This is a genomic window from Tateyamaria sp. LSS28 (assembly GCF_059611725.1).
Map to the genome: position 1 here is coordinate 1 of NZ_JCAPFI010000002.1, position 15,534 is coordinate 15,534.

Annotated in this window: 15 protein-coding genes and 1 pseudogene; 7 read left to right on the forward strand and 9 right to left on the reverse strand. The window is 56.8% G+C overall.

Annotated elements, in window-relative coordinates; translation table 11 throughout:
- Both AC53L6_RS04750 and AC53L6_RS04755 read left to right on the forward strand, forming a co-directional pair.
- Positions 1-2,245: Calx-beta domain-containing protein (locus AC53L6_RS04750; protein ID WP_496907002.1), on the forward strand; the 2,245-nt coding region annotated here is incomplete at its 5' end.
- A gap of 867 nt (positions 2,246-3,112) precedes the next feature.
- Positions 3,113-7,276: a beta strand repeat-containing protein gene (locus AC53L6_RS04755; protein WP_496907003.1), complete on the forward strand. Its 4,164-nt coding sequence runs from the start codon at positions 3,113-3,115 to the stop codon at positions 7,274-7,276.
- A gap of 350 nt (positions 7,277-7,626) precedes the next feature.
- Here AC53L6_RS04755 and AC53L6_RS04760 read toward each other — a convergent pair.
- Together AC53L6_RS04760 and AC53L6_RS04765 are read right to left on the reverse strand one after the other, a co-directional pair.
- Positions 7,627-8,128, reverse strand: a pseudogene (locus AC53L6_RS04760) (hypothetical protein).
- The gene (locus tag AC53L6_RS04765; protein ID WP_496907004.1) at positions 8,068-8,451 is read right to left on the reverse strand and encodes a hypothetical protein; all 384 of its coding nucleotides are present in this window, start codon (positions 8,449-8,451) and stop codon (positions 8,068-8,070) included. Before AC53L6_RS04765 ends, AC53L6_RS04760 begins: the two are co-directional and overlap by 61 nt.
- 112 nt (positions 8,452-8,563) lie before the next feature.
- Here AC53L6_RS04765 and AC53L6_RS04770 point away from each other — a divergent pair, with 112 nt between their 5' ends.
- Both AC53L6_RS04770 and AC53L6_RS04775 read left to right on the forward strand, forming a co-directional pair.
- The gene (locus AC53L6_RS04770) at positions 8,564-8,980 is read left to right on the forward strand and encodes a hypothetical protein (RefSeq protein WP_496907005.1); all 417 of its coding nucleotides are present in this window, start codon (positions 8,564-8,566) and stop codon (positions 8,978-8,980) included.
- A 171-nt stretch (positions 8,981-9,151) separates the two neighbouring features.
- Positions 9,152-9,352 (forward strand): hypothetical protein, encoded by a 201-nt coding sequence (locus AC53L6_RS04775; protein ID WP_299746785.1) that lies wholly within the window; start codon positions 9,152-9,154, stop codon positions 9,350-9,352.
- Positions 9,353-9,410: 58 nt separating this feature from the next.
- Here AC53L6_RS04775 and AC53L6_RS04780 read toward each other — a convergent pair whose 3' ends face one another.
- Positions 9,411-10,142, reverse strand: a complete 732-nt coding sequence (locus tag AC53L6_RS04780; RefSeq protein WP_496907006.1) for a Crp/Fnr family transcriptional regulator — start codon at positions 10,140-10,142, stop codon at positions 9,411-9,413.
- Positions 10,143-10,297: 155 nt separating this feature from the next.
- Between AC53L6_RS04780 and AC53L6_RS04785 the strand changes: the two genes are divergently transcribed.
- Positions 10,298-10,534, forward strand: coding sequence for a hypothetical protein (locus tag AC53L6_RS04785; protein ID WP_496907007.1), 237 nt, complete (start codon positions 10,298-10,300; stop codon positions 10,532-10,534).
- A 51-nt stretch (positions 10,535-10,585) separates the two neighbouring features.
- Here AC53L6_RS04785 and AC53L6_RS04790 read toward each other — a convergent pair whose 3' ends face one another.
- Complete coding sequence (locus tag AC53L6_RS04790; protein WP_496907008.1) at positions 10,586-10,720, reverse strand: hypothetical protein; 135 nt, start codon at positions 10,718-10,720, stop codon at positions 10,586-10,588.
- A 255-nt stretch (positions 10,721-10,975) separates the two neighbouring features.
- Here AC53L6_RS04790 and AC53L6_RS04795 point away from each other — a divergent pair, with 255 nt between their 5' ends.
- Complete coding sequence (locus tag AC53L6_RS04795; protein WP_299705074.1) at positions 10,976-11,182, forward strand: cold-shock protein; 207 nt, start codon at positions 10,976-10,978, stop codon at positions 11,180-11,182.
- Positions 11,183-11,576: 394 nt separating this feature from the next.
- Positions 11,577-12,200 carry a hypothetical protein gene (locus tag AC53L6_RS04800; RefSeq protein ID WP_496907009.1) on the forward strand — a complete coding sequence of 208 codons (624 nt, stop codon included), beginning with the start codon at positions 11,577-11,579 and terminating at the stop codon, positions 12,198-12,200.
- An 806-nt stretch (positions 12,201-13,006) separates the two neighbouring features.
- Here AC53L6_RS04800 and AC53L6_RS04805 read toward each other — a convergent pair.
- From AC53L6_RS04805 to AC53L6_RS04825, 5 genes are read right to left on the reverse strand one after another with little or no spacing between them, the layout of a single operon-like run.
- A complete protein-coding gene (locus tag AC53L6_RS04805) occupies positions 13,007-13,675 on the reverse strand; it encodes an NnrU family protein (protein ID WP_496907010.1) in 669 nt (222 codons plus the stop codon).
- Positions 13,672-14,865, reverse strand: a complete 1,194-nt coding sequence (locus AC53L6_RS04810) for an NnrS family protein (RefSeq protein WP_496907011.1) — start codon at positions 14,863-14,865, stop codon at positions 13,672-13,674. Before AC53L6_RS04810 ends, AC53L6_RS04805 begins: the two co-directional genes overlap by 4 nt.
- The gene (locus AC53L6_RS04815) at positions 14,865-15,119 is read right to left on the reverse strand and encodes a DUF6522 family protein (protein ID WP_299601193.1); all 255 of its coding nucleotides are present in this window, start codon (positions 15,117-15,119) and stop codon (positions 14,865-14,867) included. The genes AC53L6_RS04810 and AC53L6_RS04815 overlap by 1 nt, the downstream gene beginning before the upstream one ends.
- Entirely contained in the window at positions 15,116-15,373 is a 258-nt protein-coding gene (locus tag AC53L6_RS04820; RefSeq protein ID WP_496907012.1) for an NnrT protein, read from the reverse strand. Before AC53L6_RS04820 ends, AC53L6_RS04815 begins: the two co-directional genes overlap by 4 nt.
- Entirely contained in the window at positions 15,352-15,534 is a 183-nt protein-coding gene (locus AC53L6_RS04825; protein WP_299601196.1) for a protein NnrT, read from the reverse strand. The genes AC53L6_RS04820 and AC53L6_RS04825 overlap by 22 nt, the downstream gene beginning before the upstream one ends.

Here is a 15,534-nt window from a genome sequence, read left to right on the forward strand (position 1 = left end):
CCTCTCCCAACCCTTCGACCAGAGCATCACGCTGAACTACAGCACCGCCGACGGCACCGCACTGGCTGGCGAAGACTATGTGGCCACCTCAGGCTCCGTCACCTTCGCCCCAGGCCAAACCGTCACTTCTGTCGCCGTCGACATCCTCGGGGATACAATCAACGAGATCCTCGAGACCTTCTCCCTCGTGGTAACCCCCACCGCCCCCATCGCCAACGGGGTCGACGACGCCACCGGCGTGGCCGAGATCCTCAATGACGACGGCTCGGATGTGCTGCCGGAGATCTCGGTCTCGGCAGGCGAGATGCGCGAGATCACGGACACCATCGTGTTCCGCGTCAACCTGTCGGAGCCGTCATTGTCGGACATCACGGTGCAGTACCGGGCGGTGCAGGACGGCACGGCCCTGGTGGGGCGCGGCGATGTGAGCGGCACCTCGGCCGAAGACACCTTTACCCTGACCATCCCGGCGGGCAGCACCCAGGCCGAGATCGCCTACAGCATCAACGGCAACGACCTGGACGAGTTCGACGAGAACTTCACCCTGGAACTCAGCGATCCGGTCAACGCCATCCTGTCGGGCGGTGAACCGGTGCTGACCGCAACAGGTGTGATCCTCGACAGCGATGGCGGCCAGAACCTGGCGCTCTTTGTCTCCGACCCGCTGGTCTTCGAGACCGATGCCGGCGGCCAGCAGGCCGTGTTCGAGATCCGCCTCTCCCAACCCTTCGACCAGAGCATCACGCTGAACTACAGCACCGCCGACGGCACCGCACTGGCTGGCGAAGACTATGTGGCCACCTCAGGCTCCGTCACCTTCGCCCCGGGCCAAACCGTCGCCTCCGTCGCCGTCGACATCCTCGGGGATCGCATCGATGAAGTCCCGGAAACCTTTTCACTGGTTTTTGACGACCTGCCGATCTTTCTTGCTGGCGAGGATCGAGCCGGCACCGGCACAATTCAAGATCGCCCGACAATAAATGGAAACGATGACAACAACACGTTGCTCGGAACAGAGATTTCCGAAGTAATCAACGGGTTCGCAGGAGATGACAGCCTGAGCGGGCTGGATGGAAACGATTTGCTGTTCGGCGACGATGGCAACGACACGCTGATCGGCGGCGACGGAAACGATACACTGATCGGCGGCGCGGGCAATGACACGTTAGATCCGGATGCCGGTGATGACAGTATCGAAGGTGGCGGTGGGTTCGATCGGTTGGAAATCGATGCCAATGAGGCGGACTTGACTTTGGAAGCGCTCGACAACGAGCGAATTCAAATCACTGCCGATGGGATCGATACAATCTCGGGCATCGAGGAAATCGATCTTTTCGATACCGTTTTGACTTTCGAAGACTTGGTAGCAGATCTAGGCATAGTCGGGGTGAGCATAGGCGGTGCCGGCGCTTCGGCTGTACTTGATGGCACATTGACCGGCGACACAATCGCGGGCGGCGCCGGGAACGACACTGTCAACGGTGGAGCGGGCAACGACGTTTTAAATGGAGGCATTGGGGCCGACGAACTCAATGGTGGAACGGGCAATGACACTCTGTTGGGTTTGAACGGCTTTGACGTAATCAACGGCGGCGATGGCAATGACAGTCTGAACTCCGGTTTTGGCAACGACACGCTTGATGGCGGCGCGGGCGATGACACCCTAAATGGCGGGCTCGGCTTTGACAGTTTAGAAGGTGGAAGCGGGAATGACCTCCTGCTCGGTCTTAACGGTCGTGACACCCTGAGCGGTGGTTTAGGTAATGACAATCTAAACGGTGGGAACGGCAATGATCTTTTGGAGGGCGGTGCGGGAAACGACACGCTCAGCGGCGGGCTCGCCTTCGATACTTTGAATGGCGGGGATGGCAACGATCTGATCCGCGGGCTGAACGGCTTTGACGTGCTCAATGGCGATGCGGGCAACGATGATCTTGAGGGCAATGCAGGCAATGACACGCTTGATGGTGGCCTAGGTGACGATCTCTTGCGCGGTGGTCAGGGGGCTGATGTCTTTGTGTTCGCGGACGGTGACGATGTCATCCGAGATTACTCACTGATAGTGGACAGCTTGCAAATTGATGCGGATCTTCTGGATGAGGTTATGCCCGTGGGCTCTGATCTGGCCAACTACGCGTCAGTTTTGGACGGGAATTTGGTGCTGGATTTCGGCGACGGCAACACCCTGACCTTGAACAATGTAACCAACGTCAACTTGCTTTTTGATGATGTAACATTCTTTTAGACCTTGGAGAGTAACGGTACGCGGCGGCGTATTCAGCACAATAATGCGCCGCGTTCATCAACGGTGAGTGTCCTAATAAGTGCTGTGGTCGAGTGTGATCCGGTCCAATTGGAGTTGCCGAATGCGATGTGCGGGTTACACGAGTATTTTTTGATCGGGGTTGCGTTTTGCTCAGTACCCTTTCCAGAGTGTTGGCTTGCTAGGCCGCGCAACGCGCCGGACAATTTTATTTTTGGGAACGCGCAAGCGCAGCTTCAATAGGATGTGCATCAGGATTGGTTGTGCAGAGTTTGCGTTTGACCTGACGCCCGCCACTCAATTCCGCGTCGTCGGGGTTTTTCGTATACATGCATGGCGTGGGCAGCGGGCTGGGAACCGTTTACTATGAATTGTATGCCAAGCTCGCACGCAAAGAGGCAAAGCCAGAATGGCGGCCATTGTTTGCGTCAACCGACACCCGCACTCAAGCAATGGGGTGTGAACTCTTTGCCGCCTGTCCAGCTCCCTTGCTGCGCCTCTGTTACGCTCGCGACTGAGAATCGCACAGGCTTATCTTCGATGGGAACAGGTAATTGGCGCGCATCAACGCGTCCCTTCCACCTTAAGAGGAACCAACGTCGTGCCGCAGAAATATTCCAATTTAAGTTGTTGAATTTAAATAAAATTTTTAATATATATCCGTTTCCTACAACCCAGTTGCTCTGTCTCAATTATTGATGATCTCGATCTCACCTCCAACCTGAACGTGAATATTTTTCAGGCTAGTCAAAAAAACTTTTTTTTGAAGTTTTGTTTTCCTACGATATCGCCAGTTTCGATAGCACATGATTTCAGTGCAAAAGCATATTAGATTTTGGGGAATTAAAAATGCCACTAACTCAGGAACAACTCGACGCCTTGTTTGCCGGTGATGCAGTTGATTTTGGACTGCCAGCGGATCCTGGACCAGCAAGTGCAAATGGTATTTTCTTCCAGAACGTATCGTTCCAGACAGCGATAGGTGATGCGGACTCGACGGCGCAAGGGTTAGGGTCGCTGACCGTGCTCAACGACATCGGCAATTTTCAACGCGACGACACAAGCTTTATCGCTCGCAACGCAACAGTTACAGTAGGCGACGATTTTGGAACAACGTCCGGCACCGACAGCATCCTGTCGATTTCGGGGCCAGCGACCACGCTGACGATGACCGGTCAGGCTGGCAACTCAACACGGTTCCGCATGGCAACTGAGCTTGGCGCAAGCACGTCCGCCACGGCCTTCATCAGTGATGGCGCGCAGGTTGTCATTGATAACCCGGATGCAACTTCGGGCCGCGGGTTACAGATTGGTGTGAACTTTGGGCCTTTCGATCTGGACGGATCACCGACCGCGGGTGGTCAAAGCGTGGACGCCACACTGGTGATAGAAGGCACCGACACCGAAGTATCAGTCCTCAATTCGGCAGGTGGTGATCGTGGATCGTTGGAAATTGGCACGATATCCCCCCCCGATGACGGGTTGACGGATACTACGACCAATCGCTCGGCCGAGGGGCTTGTGATTGTGCGAGATGGAGCCGAGGTGAACATCCGCCAATTCGTGGGTATCGCGGATACCGATGGTGTTGCGGGCGCTACAGCCGAGGGCGCGCTGATTGTTGAAGGGGCTGGAACAGTCTTCAACATTGGCACCGAGGCACGAACGGGTCAAAACGCGTTCATGCGCGTCGCGGAAGAGGGCGGAACAGGTTACTTTGTGCTCCGCGACGGAGCTGCATTCACCATGTTCCGCGGCGACGAGGACGAGTTTGGCGCAAACATCCAGTTCTCCGGCGGATCAGATCGCCCCGGCGGTAGTGCAACTGGCTTAATAACCGGTGCCGGTACCACACTTGTTGTCGAAAATGGCACGTTAGATATCGGCCAAAACACCGGTACGGCCAGCGTGACCATTTCGGATGGTGCTGATGTTGATGCGCGACGGATTGCAGTGGCACGAGGTGGCACCGCCGACTTGACTATCGAAGGTGCGGACACCGAGGTAGATTTGTCCAACGGGACAGAGGGCAACCTTGAAGTCGGCCACATAACCGACCAGGATCCTTCGGTGACCTCAGCCACGGGAACAATTATCATCCGCGATGGCGCCCAGGTGCGAGTCCGAGACTTCGTTGGTGTCGGTGATCTGGACGGTAGAGCCGGCGCTACCGCGGAGGGAACGCTGATCGTGGAAGGAGCAGGCACTTCCGTCACGGTAGGGAGTGCGGATCGCACCGGCTTAAACGGCTTCATGCGGGTTGCGGAAGAAGGGGCAACAGGCAGCTTCGTGCTTCGCGACGGAGCTTCATTCACCTTGTTACGCGGCGATGAGAACGAATTTGGTGCCGGCATCCAGTTCTCCGGCGCATCAGATCGACCCGGTGGCGACGCGACGGGATTGATAACCGGCGCCGGCACGACACTTGTTGTTGAAAATGGCAGCATCGATGTTGGTCAAAATACGGGCACGGCAAGTGTAACCATCTCGGATGGCGCAGATGTTGATGCGCGCAGGATATCGGTGGGACAAGGCGGAACAGCCGACCTGACCATCGAAGGCACAAACACTCGAGTAGATTTGTCCAACGGAGCGGAGGGCAACCTTGAAGTGGGGCGCATTACCGACCAAGACATGTCGGTGACTTCGGCCTCAGGCACAGTTACGATCCGCGACGGCGCGCAGTTGCAAATACGAGAGTTTGTTGGCGTCGGTGATCTGAACGGCCGGACCGATGCAACCGCGGATGGGACGCTGATCGTTGAAGGTGCGGGCACTTCCGTGACAGTAGGCAGCGCAGATCGCACTGGTTCCAACGGCTTCATGCGTATCGGTGAAGGAGGGGCAGACGGTTCGTTCATTCTGCGGGACGGAGCGCAATTTCAGTTGTTTGCCGGAGACGAATTCGGCGGTGGCTTGCAGTTGTCAGGGAGCAGTTCAACGTCAAACGATGGAGGCATGGCAGCGGCGCTTGTCACAGGTGCCGGGACCCGATTGGTGGCTGAACAAGATGCAATTTTTGTAGGCCGAAACGGCGGAACGTCGACGTTCACAATTTCTGATGGTGCCGTGGTAGATACGTTGTTCTTTATCTCGGGTCGACAAGGCGAGGGTCACACTATTGTCGAAGGTGAGGGAACGCAGCTCAACTTGTTCGGCGAACAAGTGGTAAATCCCGAGTTCGGTGCATTTCTGACAGTCGGTCGAGATACAGTCGGGACATTCACAGTGCGTGACGGAGCGGACGTTACGATTACCGGCGACGGCGGCGACTTCCCCGGATTTCAGGCCGGACGCAATGAAGGCTCAAACGGTGTCGTGACGGTAACCGGTGCAGGCACCACCCTAACCATCGATGGGGCCGACAACGTGAACATTGAGGGCGGTGAAACCGGCTTCATGCGTGCGGGTCGTGATGCAGGTTCAGATGGTACGATCAATGTTCTGGACGGCGCGGTGGTGACAAATGATGCAGAAGGGCTGCTGATTGTTGCCGAGAATGACGGCGCAACGGGTCGTGTGACCGTCGATGGCGCTGGCAGTATCTTGGACTTTGGCGCAACCGCCGATTTCTCCGAAGATGCACCGCTTGCACGGGGCAATGCCATCGTGACGATAAGCAATGGCGGCCTTTTGCGCGGCGGTGTTGTCAACAACAACGGCATCCTGGATATCACAAGTGGTGGCATGTTCGAGGCGGACCTCGTTCAGGACAACATCCTGCGCAGCTCCACCGGGATCGAAGACATCACCATCAACGGAGATCTGACCGTTGCGACCGGCGGCTTCGATTTTGACTTCGACCTGTCGGGGGGAAGCCTCGTCCACGATACGTATACAGTGACGGGAACAGTCGACCTTCAGGGCCGCGTATTTGTTCTCGGTACCTCACTCGAAGCTCTGGCTGGCCTAAGCGCCGAACTTATCACCGGCACCAGCTTGACCGCAGACATTGGCTTCACGGTCCAGTTCATTGAATTTTCTGCCGCGGATATCACCGAAGTCGATCTGCCCGAATTGATTGCAGCTTCTGATGAGGCCGTCGACCTCGAGTTCTCGACCACCGCAACCAGCCTGATTGTCGAATTTGGCGACATCGAGATTGTAGGCGACACCACATCGACGTCCGATGACATTACCGGTTCATTTGCGGGCGACTCGATCCTATCCCTGGGTGGTAACGACCTTGTCGATGCAGGCCTGGGAGACGACACGCTGTCCGGCGGCGCTGGCAACGATACAGTGATCGGCGGCGGAGGCGACGACAGCGTGAATGGGGGTATTGGCGCGGACAGTCTGGATGGTGGGACCGGAAATGATACGCTTCTGGGTCTGAACGGCTTCGACGTCATCAATGGCGGTTTTGGCGACGACAGTCTGAACGCCGGCTTCGGCAATGACACCCTTGATGGCGGTGCAGGCAATGACACTTTGAACGGTGGTCTTGGCTTTGACAGTCTGAATGGCGGTGACGGCAACGACACCGTTCTGGGCCTGAATGGGCGCGATGTACTGGACGGGGGCGACGGCGATGACAGTCTGAATGGCGGCAACGGCAACGACACCCTGTTTGGCGGCACGGGTAATGATACGCTCAACGGCGGTTTGGCCTTTGACGAGTTGAACGGCGGAGAGGGCGATGACCTGCTTCGTGGTCTAAACGGTTTTGACGTGTTGAACGGGGATGCCGGAAACGACAACCTGGAAGGCAACGCGGGCAATGATACGCTTGACGGCGGACTTGGGGACGACCTGATGCGTGGTGGTCAAGGTGCGGATGTCTTCGTGTTCACAGATGGCAACGATGTGATCCGTGACTACTCGCTGATCGTCGACCGTCTGCAGATCGAGGCGGACCTTCTGGACGAAGAGACGCCGGTGGGCAGTGACCTCGCCAACTACGCATCTGTTGTGGAGGGCAACCTTGTGCTGGACTTCGGCGAGGGCAACACGCTGACGCTCAACAACGTGACCAACGTAAATCTGCTATTTGACGATGTGACATTCATATAAGTTGGGTTGCAGAGCGTTGCCGAAGTGCACGCTCTGCACTCTGATGCTGGCAATGCGACGCTAATGTGTGAAGCTTGTCCCAAATTGCTTCTAGCAAGCCTTTTGCCGTCTTTCCGCGGGTTTCACCTTAAACTCAAAGCAAGTTTGCTATTATGAAGTGCAAAATACAGGGTCAACGCGGAGAAATGGCAGCTCAACGTCAATGAGCTTACTTCATATGCCTTTTCAAAGCCGTGGCGATGGGCTGAGCAGAACTCATTTTGCGCAATGCAACGCAACATTCAATCTACAATCTTGGGTCAACTGGCTCACTTTCCAGCGCAAACAACGCCAATGCACATTCACGCACCTTAGAGAGAGAGAGGCAGAGCTTCCACGAACCGATGCAGCCCTTCGAAACCAAGTTTGAATTCCTGTTCGGCAAGCGAGAATTTGCGCCGCAGCCCGCGTTGGCGAAGGCGCTCGATGTTCTTAGGCTGGTCATAGTCGGGACTACAGATAATTCGTAGATAATCGCGCCCGCGCACCTTCATTGCCGGCTGGATCAAGCCTTTGTCACCGCGCAGGGTAAATGCGTCGGGTTTGAAGACTAGCCCCTCTCCTCCGTCGTCAGTGTGTTTCATCCACCAACTGATAACCGCCTCGCGATCAGCTGCACTATTCAGATCGATCCGTCTCCAACCTGTCGTTTGCCGGATCGGCATCGGCCAGCTTGCCCAAGGTTTTCATATACCAGATATGAGACTGATCCGCATGGACTTTGCCTTCGCTCACGAGGATGTGGAAGGGCGCTATACGATAGTCTTCAGTATCGTCCGCTGCCCAGCAGTACCCATCGATTGTTTGCTCCATGAGTTCTGTGCGTTGGGAAACTGAGTTTCAGTGCGATTGTGGAGGGCTTCCAGCCCCTCGATTTCCCCAGCCTTCGAAATTGCCACCAGCAGCGCTGAAGCAGACGAGTTTGCTGCTGCCACTGTTGGCAGGTATTGCCTTTTGAGCAGTTCCTGCGCCTTGGCGGACCAGGGCATGAGTTCAGCGTCGAGCAGCACCCAGTCGGTTTGGAGCTCTTCCCACAGACCTGCCACCACCACGCAAGTCGCATCGCGTTGGCACAGGTCAACATGGCTCCCTCGTGAAGCCAAAGCGATTGAGCGGAAACTAACCAATCCTTGCAAACACGATGCTGATCGAGATTAGCCCGCGCCGAAATAACTGATGGCAGAATGGCTACAAAAATGGGTTCCGTTCTGTGAGCCTCTCTGGCGACTTTTCACCGAAAGGAAACGTATGTCTGCCCCTGATGTCCTCCGACCGGATGGCTCCGACTACGACGCCTTCCTGCAAGCAGAAGTGGGTGAAGACAGAACCGGTGCAGCCGTGACGGTTCTGTCGGCGCTTGCGCGTCTTGGACTTGAACCCTGGACCGAAGCGAAAGAGCTTGCACATCTTGCCAAGGAAGATGCGGCAGCTCGATTGAACGCACATTTTGAAGCAATCACCGACGTACCGGCGCTTGCTCTGGCAAGTCAAAGCAGGGCGACCAAGCTCGTGTCATTGCTACCCAAGCAAGCGCCATTTCCTTTTGTCAACGAATGCCAAACGGGCAGCTTCAGCTTTCCACGGGTTAGGTTGTTTTGGATTCTGTCAGTGCTTGTTGGCGTCGCGGTGATCGCGCGGATCTACAGTCTGGCGCAGATGGGCTAACTTGCGTCAGTACGCAGGCACCTGGAACCCGCTGGGCGGGACCTGATCACCACATGTCAGGGTTGCGATTTTGCCGAGGGTCTTAGAGGCGCGGGAAGCATGAAGTGCTTCCCTCGTACTACGTGGCTTTTGCGCCTCTTGTCCTCGGATTTTCTAGGAAAGGGCACTTCCATGAACGACGAAAATCAAAGCCAGGAAAACCAGACCGTGAAACACATGGCATCGGTCAAAACCGCTTGGAACAAGGCGCCCGAAGGTCCCAAGAAGGCGGCGGCACTCAAGGATTACAAGGCTGCCGAAAAGGTGCGTGAAGCGGAAAACGACGAAGAAGCACACGAGGAACTCAAGCAAGCAAGTCGCGCCTTGATGTGAAGCCAAAAGCACGCAAAATGATCCTGTGTCGCCCGAATCCGGACCTTGGGCGGCCGTCTCAGGGCAAGAGAGGCCGCGCGTGGTCGAGATACGCAGGATCGAAATCGGCCAAAGCCACCAGACCCTCGTAATTATCAAACACCACGACGCCGTCCCGAAAAGTAACAAGCTTGTCTTCCCGGAGTTTCCGCAAGACACGGTTGACATGGATGGCGCTCAATCCCAGAGCGTCGGCCAGATGATACTGCGTCAGCGGGCACGCGTAACCTTCCCTGCTACCTATCCCAACGAGCGACAGCCTTACTCCAAGTTCCAGCAGGAAATGCGCCATGCGCGCATCTGCGTTGCGTCGTCCCAACCCAACCAGATGTTCCACAACCATTGCCTCGTCGCGCGAGACTGCCCACAAGATGGCAGTGGCAAGGCGTGGCGTCTTCGCAAAGGCCTCCAGAAGATCGTTAACCAAAACTTCCGCCGCCTCGATCTCGACAATCGGTTCAATACCATGATCGGACGTGTGCAAGAGAACGCTGCGCAGCCCCAGAAAATCCCCCGGTATCTGGAAGTCAACGATCTGGCGCGATCCATCAGGCTGGATCTTGTAGGACACCACCCAGCCCGCCGCGAGAATATAGGCCGCCTGTTCCGATTGGCCTTGATGCACAAGGTCTTGTCCCGCGGAGAAGGATTTCCGTCGCGCGTGCAACCGCTCCAGCACGCCAAGTTCTGACGTCGAAAGCTCGACAAAGGCGGAGAGTTTCCGGGTGAGCGGGCTGGTCTCAATTGCCATTGCTGGGCCCTCTCGAACCGGTGAATGCGCCAAAAACAACTCTTCATCGAGACTGCTTTCGATCAGTACGGACGACAAAGACCTCCGTGACAGTGTTCAGGAGTATCACGACCTCGCCCCTACGCGATGCCATGAACGAAACGAGGAATACTGCAATGTCAGAACAACCAGACCCGGCGGGCTTGGCGGCCCTTTCGATTTGCGAGGCCTTGCTGCTCTCCCTGCTGGATCGCGACGTGCTTCCTGAACGCGAGATCGTAGGTATTCTACGCGATGCTGCGGAAACCCTCGAAAACGCACAGGACCCCGAACCGGAACGGCACGTGCACGCGGCAGCAGCGGATCTGATCAACGAGATCCTTGAAGGAGGAATCCTGTTGCGGCGAGCTTAATTCTGACTGGGCGTATCAGAGGTTCTGCTCAGAGGTTCTGCGACGCGCCTGTCAGTCCTGTGACGGATCGACCGGCTTGGTCCCCGATGCGGGGCTTTCGCTCGTTTTGGTCAGTGATTTCGGTTCTTTTTCTTGCAAGGCCTTTTTCTGGGCGGCCTCTTTCTTTGCCAGGTCGTTGAACGACATGCGGGCTTTCCTTTGCGCGCTACCAGGGTGCCCGGCAGCTTGCTAGCCATAGAAGATCAATGCCCCTTTGGCAAAGGAAACATTTGTTGTCAGACAAGACGCACCTTGTAACTCTCCCGGGTAGGCACCACGTTTAAAGTGCTACTGACCTCCATTCGACTTTCTGTTTTCCTTTATCGGCTCACAGCGCTCGACATTGTCGTGAGAAGCCGGGCTGCCGCATGTCGTGGGCAGCGATCATAAGGGAAAACTCATATGGCCAATGGTACAGTGAAATGGTTCAACACCACTAAAGGCTTCGGCTTTATAGCGCCGGAATCGGGTGGAAAGGATGTGTTCCTGCACATTTCCGCACTCGAGCGCGCGGGAATGACGAGCTTGAACGACGACCAAAAGGTGACGTACGATATCGAGCCCGGCAAAGACGGCCGCGAAAGTGCGACTAACATCGCGCTCGCCTGAGCATTGCCCGGGGCGCTCTTTCGGAGCGCCCATCCCTGTATAAGGCGACCTCGCTGACGCAATCGAAGCCTCTAGCCTGAGCGCCGTCTTGTCCGATCGTACGCACGCCCGTCTCGCGACTAAATCGTCGACTGGTCGACCGCTTGTTTCCGATCCGGACGTTTTCAGCCTGATGGACGTGCTTGGAAAGCTGGTGCGTTCACAGCGCACTCAATTCACCACTTCGCAATTCAGGCGGCTTGGCGCTACGCCAAAAAGCCATAGGCCTGCGTCTTAACGGCATCGCCACAAAGTGACGTCGCCGCATCGAAAATCACCGTCCGAAAGGGGATATCCAATGACAGATTCAAGCTTGGGGCACCGATCAAACAGGGGTGAAAATCTTTTCAATGGTATGACGAAGCCGAAAAAAGCCAAAGTCGGCAAAACAGAAGCGCGGCCTCCAATCCACGTGGGCGAGCACGGCAGATATCAAATCAAGTCCGGCCTTCTCGCAGGCAAATTCGTCGCTCGCGCTTTTGCAAAACCGCCAACCGAGGCGCGCGGCGTGATCGCCGAGGCAAGCGGTGCGACCGAAGAAGCCGCGATCATCGCCTTGCACGATGTCATCGACGCAAGGGAGAACCGCAGGATTGAAGCCCGTAGAAAAGACCCGCGCACAGGTATCTCGGTACCGAGCATCGAGGAATACGCTGAAGCTCTCGGACACGCTGCGCTGACAAGCCCGCAGCGCGCGATGCTGACGGCATTGTCGATAGCAGATGCAGACGGGCTGACAGATGAGCAACTGGCGAAAGCGGCGGGGTACAAGTCGCAGACATCGGCGAACAGATCACTCGCGAATGCAGGTCGTTTGTTCTCCGACTATTTTGCCCTTGAGACGGATTCGAGAGTAACGCCCGTCGCTTTGGAAAGCAGTTCGCTTCTTGCGTTCCGGGGCGAGCCGCACGACGAAACAGATCCCGGAAACTGGATACTTTATCCGGAACTGCGTGATGCCGTGAGAGCAACCTTGTGATGGAATTGGAAGGACGCCTGTGTACGCCGCAGGGACAATCGGTGGGAACGGCGGAGGTTCAGCAGAAATGAACGCATACAAGGTGCGACGTAGCGGTCTTTTCTGGCCGATGGTCCGCTCTTTTTTCCAAGCTTTGTGTTTTGGGGTGACTGCGGGAGGCTGGACTCTTGGCCTGACGTGCCTTCCAGTCCTCCCGCCCAGCCCAACTTCAGCACCGCGCTGACACCACAACTCTACTTGCTTGGGCAATGGCCAATGTTCGGACGAATAATTCGGTGAACCAATCGCGGACGCTTCAGGCTGTTTGGGGCTCAAGCGAGCGTGGCACCAAACCCCGGCTCAAAGCGCTGCGCTAACTTGGCATGCCCTGGAACAGCAGCAATGTCCGCGTGACGTAAATCGGTTTATCTGGTTCCGCTGCGCAGGGAATGAATGGCCGGTTTCTCAGTATCGTAGCAGCAACAGAAAACCCGCATGTGCGCCAGTATTCGTGCTGCGAGCGCACACAGCGAGAAATTCGAATTCACAGGGTGGGCTCACTGCAGACATCAGAGGCGGCGCGGCATCTTGCCATGCGCTCTTTCGATAAGCGTTGCTCGTGGCCCATACCGGCATTTCGACACCTTATTGTTGTTCTGCAGTCGCAACCCACATTGCCGCCATTCGCTGCAGGGGCAAATTTTGGTGCTGACCGGGACCACAATCCGCTGATTAAGCTGCCGTTTGTCTGAGTTATCCGCTAGTCGGGCATCTTGATCACGATTACTGGATAGAGCCGCACGACCACCAAGTGTGGCTCTACGTGGTCAGAATGTCGAAACGCCAATCACTACAGGATGCAAGCTCAGTAGCGTCACAAACGCAGCCAAACCTGCTGCAACCCGCAGCACCATGCCTGCCCAAGACACAGGTGCTTGGCAAATTGGAGCCGTCACGACCGCAGTGTTCAGAGCATCCCACTGATTTGCCCCCATCTCGCGCCGTTTGCGCCCATTGATTAGCGCGCGTCCTGCAACAGCAAAACTCCCCGACACACCAAACAAGAGCACATGTGCGAAATCGCCATTCGGTAGCATATGGAGTACGGCCCAAAGCGCCAGCGCCAGCAAGATGGGATGGCGGGTGATGCGAACGATGCCGGGCCGTGCGGGATCGAAACCGTTGTGCCGCGCGCCACCGAAGGAGAATGGATTGGGTCGCCCGATAGTGAACGCCAGGATCAGGCACACGGCCAACATGCCCAGATGCACCACATGGCGTTGCCAACCCATCTGTGGCCAAAGCTGGATGTAGGGCGCTTGCCCCGCGGACCAGATCAGCAAAGACAACACCGCAAGGGACAGAATTGAATAGGCGATGCCGAAGCCACGCAGTCCGATACGCGCAATGATCCGCGATTTGATGGCAGGCCGCACCGGAACGGAATGCGTCGCGAAAAACAGTGCGAAAACAACCGCATATACGGCCCAGCTCATCGTGCCTTCTCCGGTGTCCGGCGCAACAGTGACGGGCCATAGACGATGGCAAAGCCCACAAACGCAGCCAGCCACAAGACACCCGATGCATAGTTTAACTCAACTACCAACGACGTCAGAAAGCGTGTCAGGGCAGCGCCGAACACGCATAGATAGATCACGACCGTCGCACGTGACGCGGTCAGGCTCTGCCCTGTGTGACCCAGTGTAGCGCGGGTCATCACGGCAAGCGTCATGGATCCAATCGCCCCGGTCATCCACAGATGCTGCGCGCCCGCCGTGCTGGGATTGCCAAGGATTTGATCCATCCCAAGGGCAAAGGCCCCCAACGGGATGAACGCATATGACAGGTGAAGAACCCATACCAATGGCTCACCCAGCGTGTGATGCGGCTGCCAACGGATTTGACGTGTCAGATGCAGCCCGCTCATGATCAACAGTGCAATGCCTGTATGAAACTCAGATGGGTGCACAACCCACAAGGCCAAGATGGGCAAGCTGGACAGCAAAACCAGTTTGTCAAACCTCTGCATTGGTGGTGCGGGTCGCACAGGGTCTTCCCGATGGGCCAGCCAGTTGCGGGTGAAGGACGGTATGATCCGCCCCCCGATAACGCCGATCATCATCACGGCCGTCGCTACGCCCAGTCGCAGGCCCGTCCCTTGCGCCGCATAGACACCCTCCAGCGCCTCTAGGTGGAAGAGCGCATTGGCCATCGTAAACACGGCCAGCAGGGCTAAGACGATCAGGTTGCGCCAGTTTTTGCCTGCAATGATCTCTCGCAAGATCAACGCACCCAGCACCACCGGGAAAGCCAGATCGACGACAGGCGCGACCGCCGCCGGCAGAGCAGCGGAAAAAAGGATCGCGATCCGCCCTGCACCCCAGAGCGCAAAAAGCGCCGCCAGTGGCCTGCCGACCATCGGCAAGCGACCCGTCCAATTTGGTACGGCCGTCAGCAGAAAGCCAGCCAGAATTGCACCAAGATAACCGAAGAGAAATTCGTGCGCATGCCAGCTGACCGGGTCGAAGCGTGTCGGCACGTCAATCATCCCGGACAAAGAAAAGAGCCACAGCACCATGGAGACGGCGACCCAAACCGCTCCGAAAAGAAAGAAGGGCCGGAAACCGAAACTGAACAACGCTGGCCCTCGCCATGCACGCATTTGTTCTGATGACGATTGTACCATCAATTGGTCTCCGTATTCGTACGGATCGTGCTGAGGACTGTGCCATCGTCGGCACAGGTCAACCGAACCCGCCTGCCGCCGCAGTAGAACGTTAGGCGAAACCGGCCTGCATCTTCATCCTGCCCGATCTCGTACTTGCTTGTAATCTCACCCGCGCGCATCTTTTCCTGCACGTCCGCCGGCGCGATTTCCAACAGCTTGCCAAGGTCACGGGCGTCGATCACAGGTTGACCGTCGGTGATGTCGATCTTCATGTTGCCTCCGTGTTGTCAGCCACGTCCATCAGGTGGCGGATATGTCGCGCAAAGTACCAGGTTGCAGGACCGCCGACGACGCATCCAAGCATAATGGACCAACCGGTTGAGGCCACTGGCCCGCCGATCCAACTGAGGATCAACGACGCAAAGAACACGTTGACCCCGGCGGCCCCCGCTCCGAACGGATAGAGAGCCAATGCGATACGCAGCGTGGACCAGCCTTGCCGGGTCATCTGCGCGAAACGAGCCATTGAACCGCGACCATGGCCGCCAACAAGGTCACGCAGGCCAAAGCGTACCAGAATTCGGCGGTTGCCGACTGCGCCTGCGGGATCGGGCGATCGAATTCTTTGGCAATGCCGGTGGTGGCCAAGCTGCAGAACAGGGTGGTGAAGCCGATGAGGTGGCGCAT

Bases quoted from the DNA above. Each gene is read 5' to 3' on its own strand.
- AC53L6_RS04825 (WP_299601196.1), bottom strand. From the start codon at position 15,534: ATGCGCCACCTCATCGGCTTCACCACCCTGTTCTGCAGCTTGGCCACC.
- AC53L6_RS04780 (WP_496907006.1), bottom strand. From the start codon at position 10,142: ATGGCAATTGAGACCAGCCCGCTCACCCGGAAACTCTCCGCCTTTGTC.
- AC53L6_RS04810 (WP_496907011.1), bottom strand. From the start codon at position 14,865: ATGGTACAATCGTCATCAGAACAAATGCGTGCATGGCGAGGGCCAGCG.
- AC53L6_RS04805 (WP_496907010.1), bottom strand. From the start codon at position 13,675: ATGAGCTGGGCCGTATATGCGGTTGTTTTCGCACTGTTTTTCGCGACG.
- AC53L6_RS04775 (WP_299746785.1), top strand. From the start codon at position 9,152: ATGAACGACGAAAATCAAAGCCAGGAAAACCAGACCGTGAAACACATG.
- AC53L6_RS04785 (WP_496907007.1), top strand. From the start codon at position 10,298: ATGTCAGAACAACCAGACCCGGCGGGCTTGGCGGCCCTTTCGATTTGC.
- AC53L6_RS04795 (WP_299705074.1), top strand. From the start codon at position 10,976: ATGGCCAATGGTACAGTGAAATGGTTCAACACCACTAAAGGCTTCGGC.
- AC53L6_RS04800 (WP_496907009.1), top strand. From the start codon at position 11,577: ATGACGAAGCCGAAAAAAGCCAAAGTCGGCAAAACAGAAGCGCGGCCT.
- AC53L6_RS04770 (WP_496907005.1), top strand. From the start codon at position 8,564: ATGTCTGCCCCTGATGTCCTCCGACCGGATGGCTCCGACTACGACGCC.
- AC53L6_RS04790 (WP_496907008.1), bottom strand. From the start codon at position 10,720: ATGTCGTTCAACGACCTGGCAAAGAAAGAGGCCGCCCAGAAAAAGGCC.
- AC53L6_RS04815 (WP_299601193.1), bottom strand. From the start codon at position 15,119: ATGAAGATCGACATCACCGACGGTCAACCTGTGATCGACGCCCGTGAC.
- AC53L6_RS04755 (WP_496907003.1), top strand. From the start codon at position 3,113: ATGCCACTAACTCAGGAACAACTCGACGCCTTGTTTGCCGGTGATGCA.
- AC53L6_RS04820 (WP_496907012.1), bottom strand. From the start codon at position 15,373: ATGGCTCGTTTCGCGCAGATGACCCGGCAAGGCTGGTCCACGCTGCGT.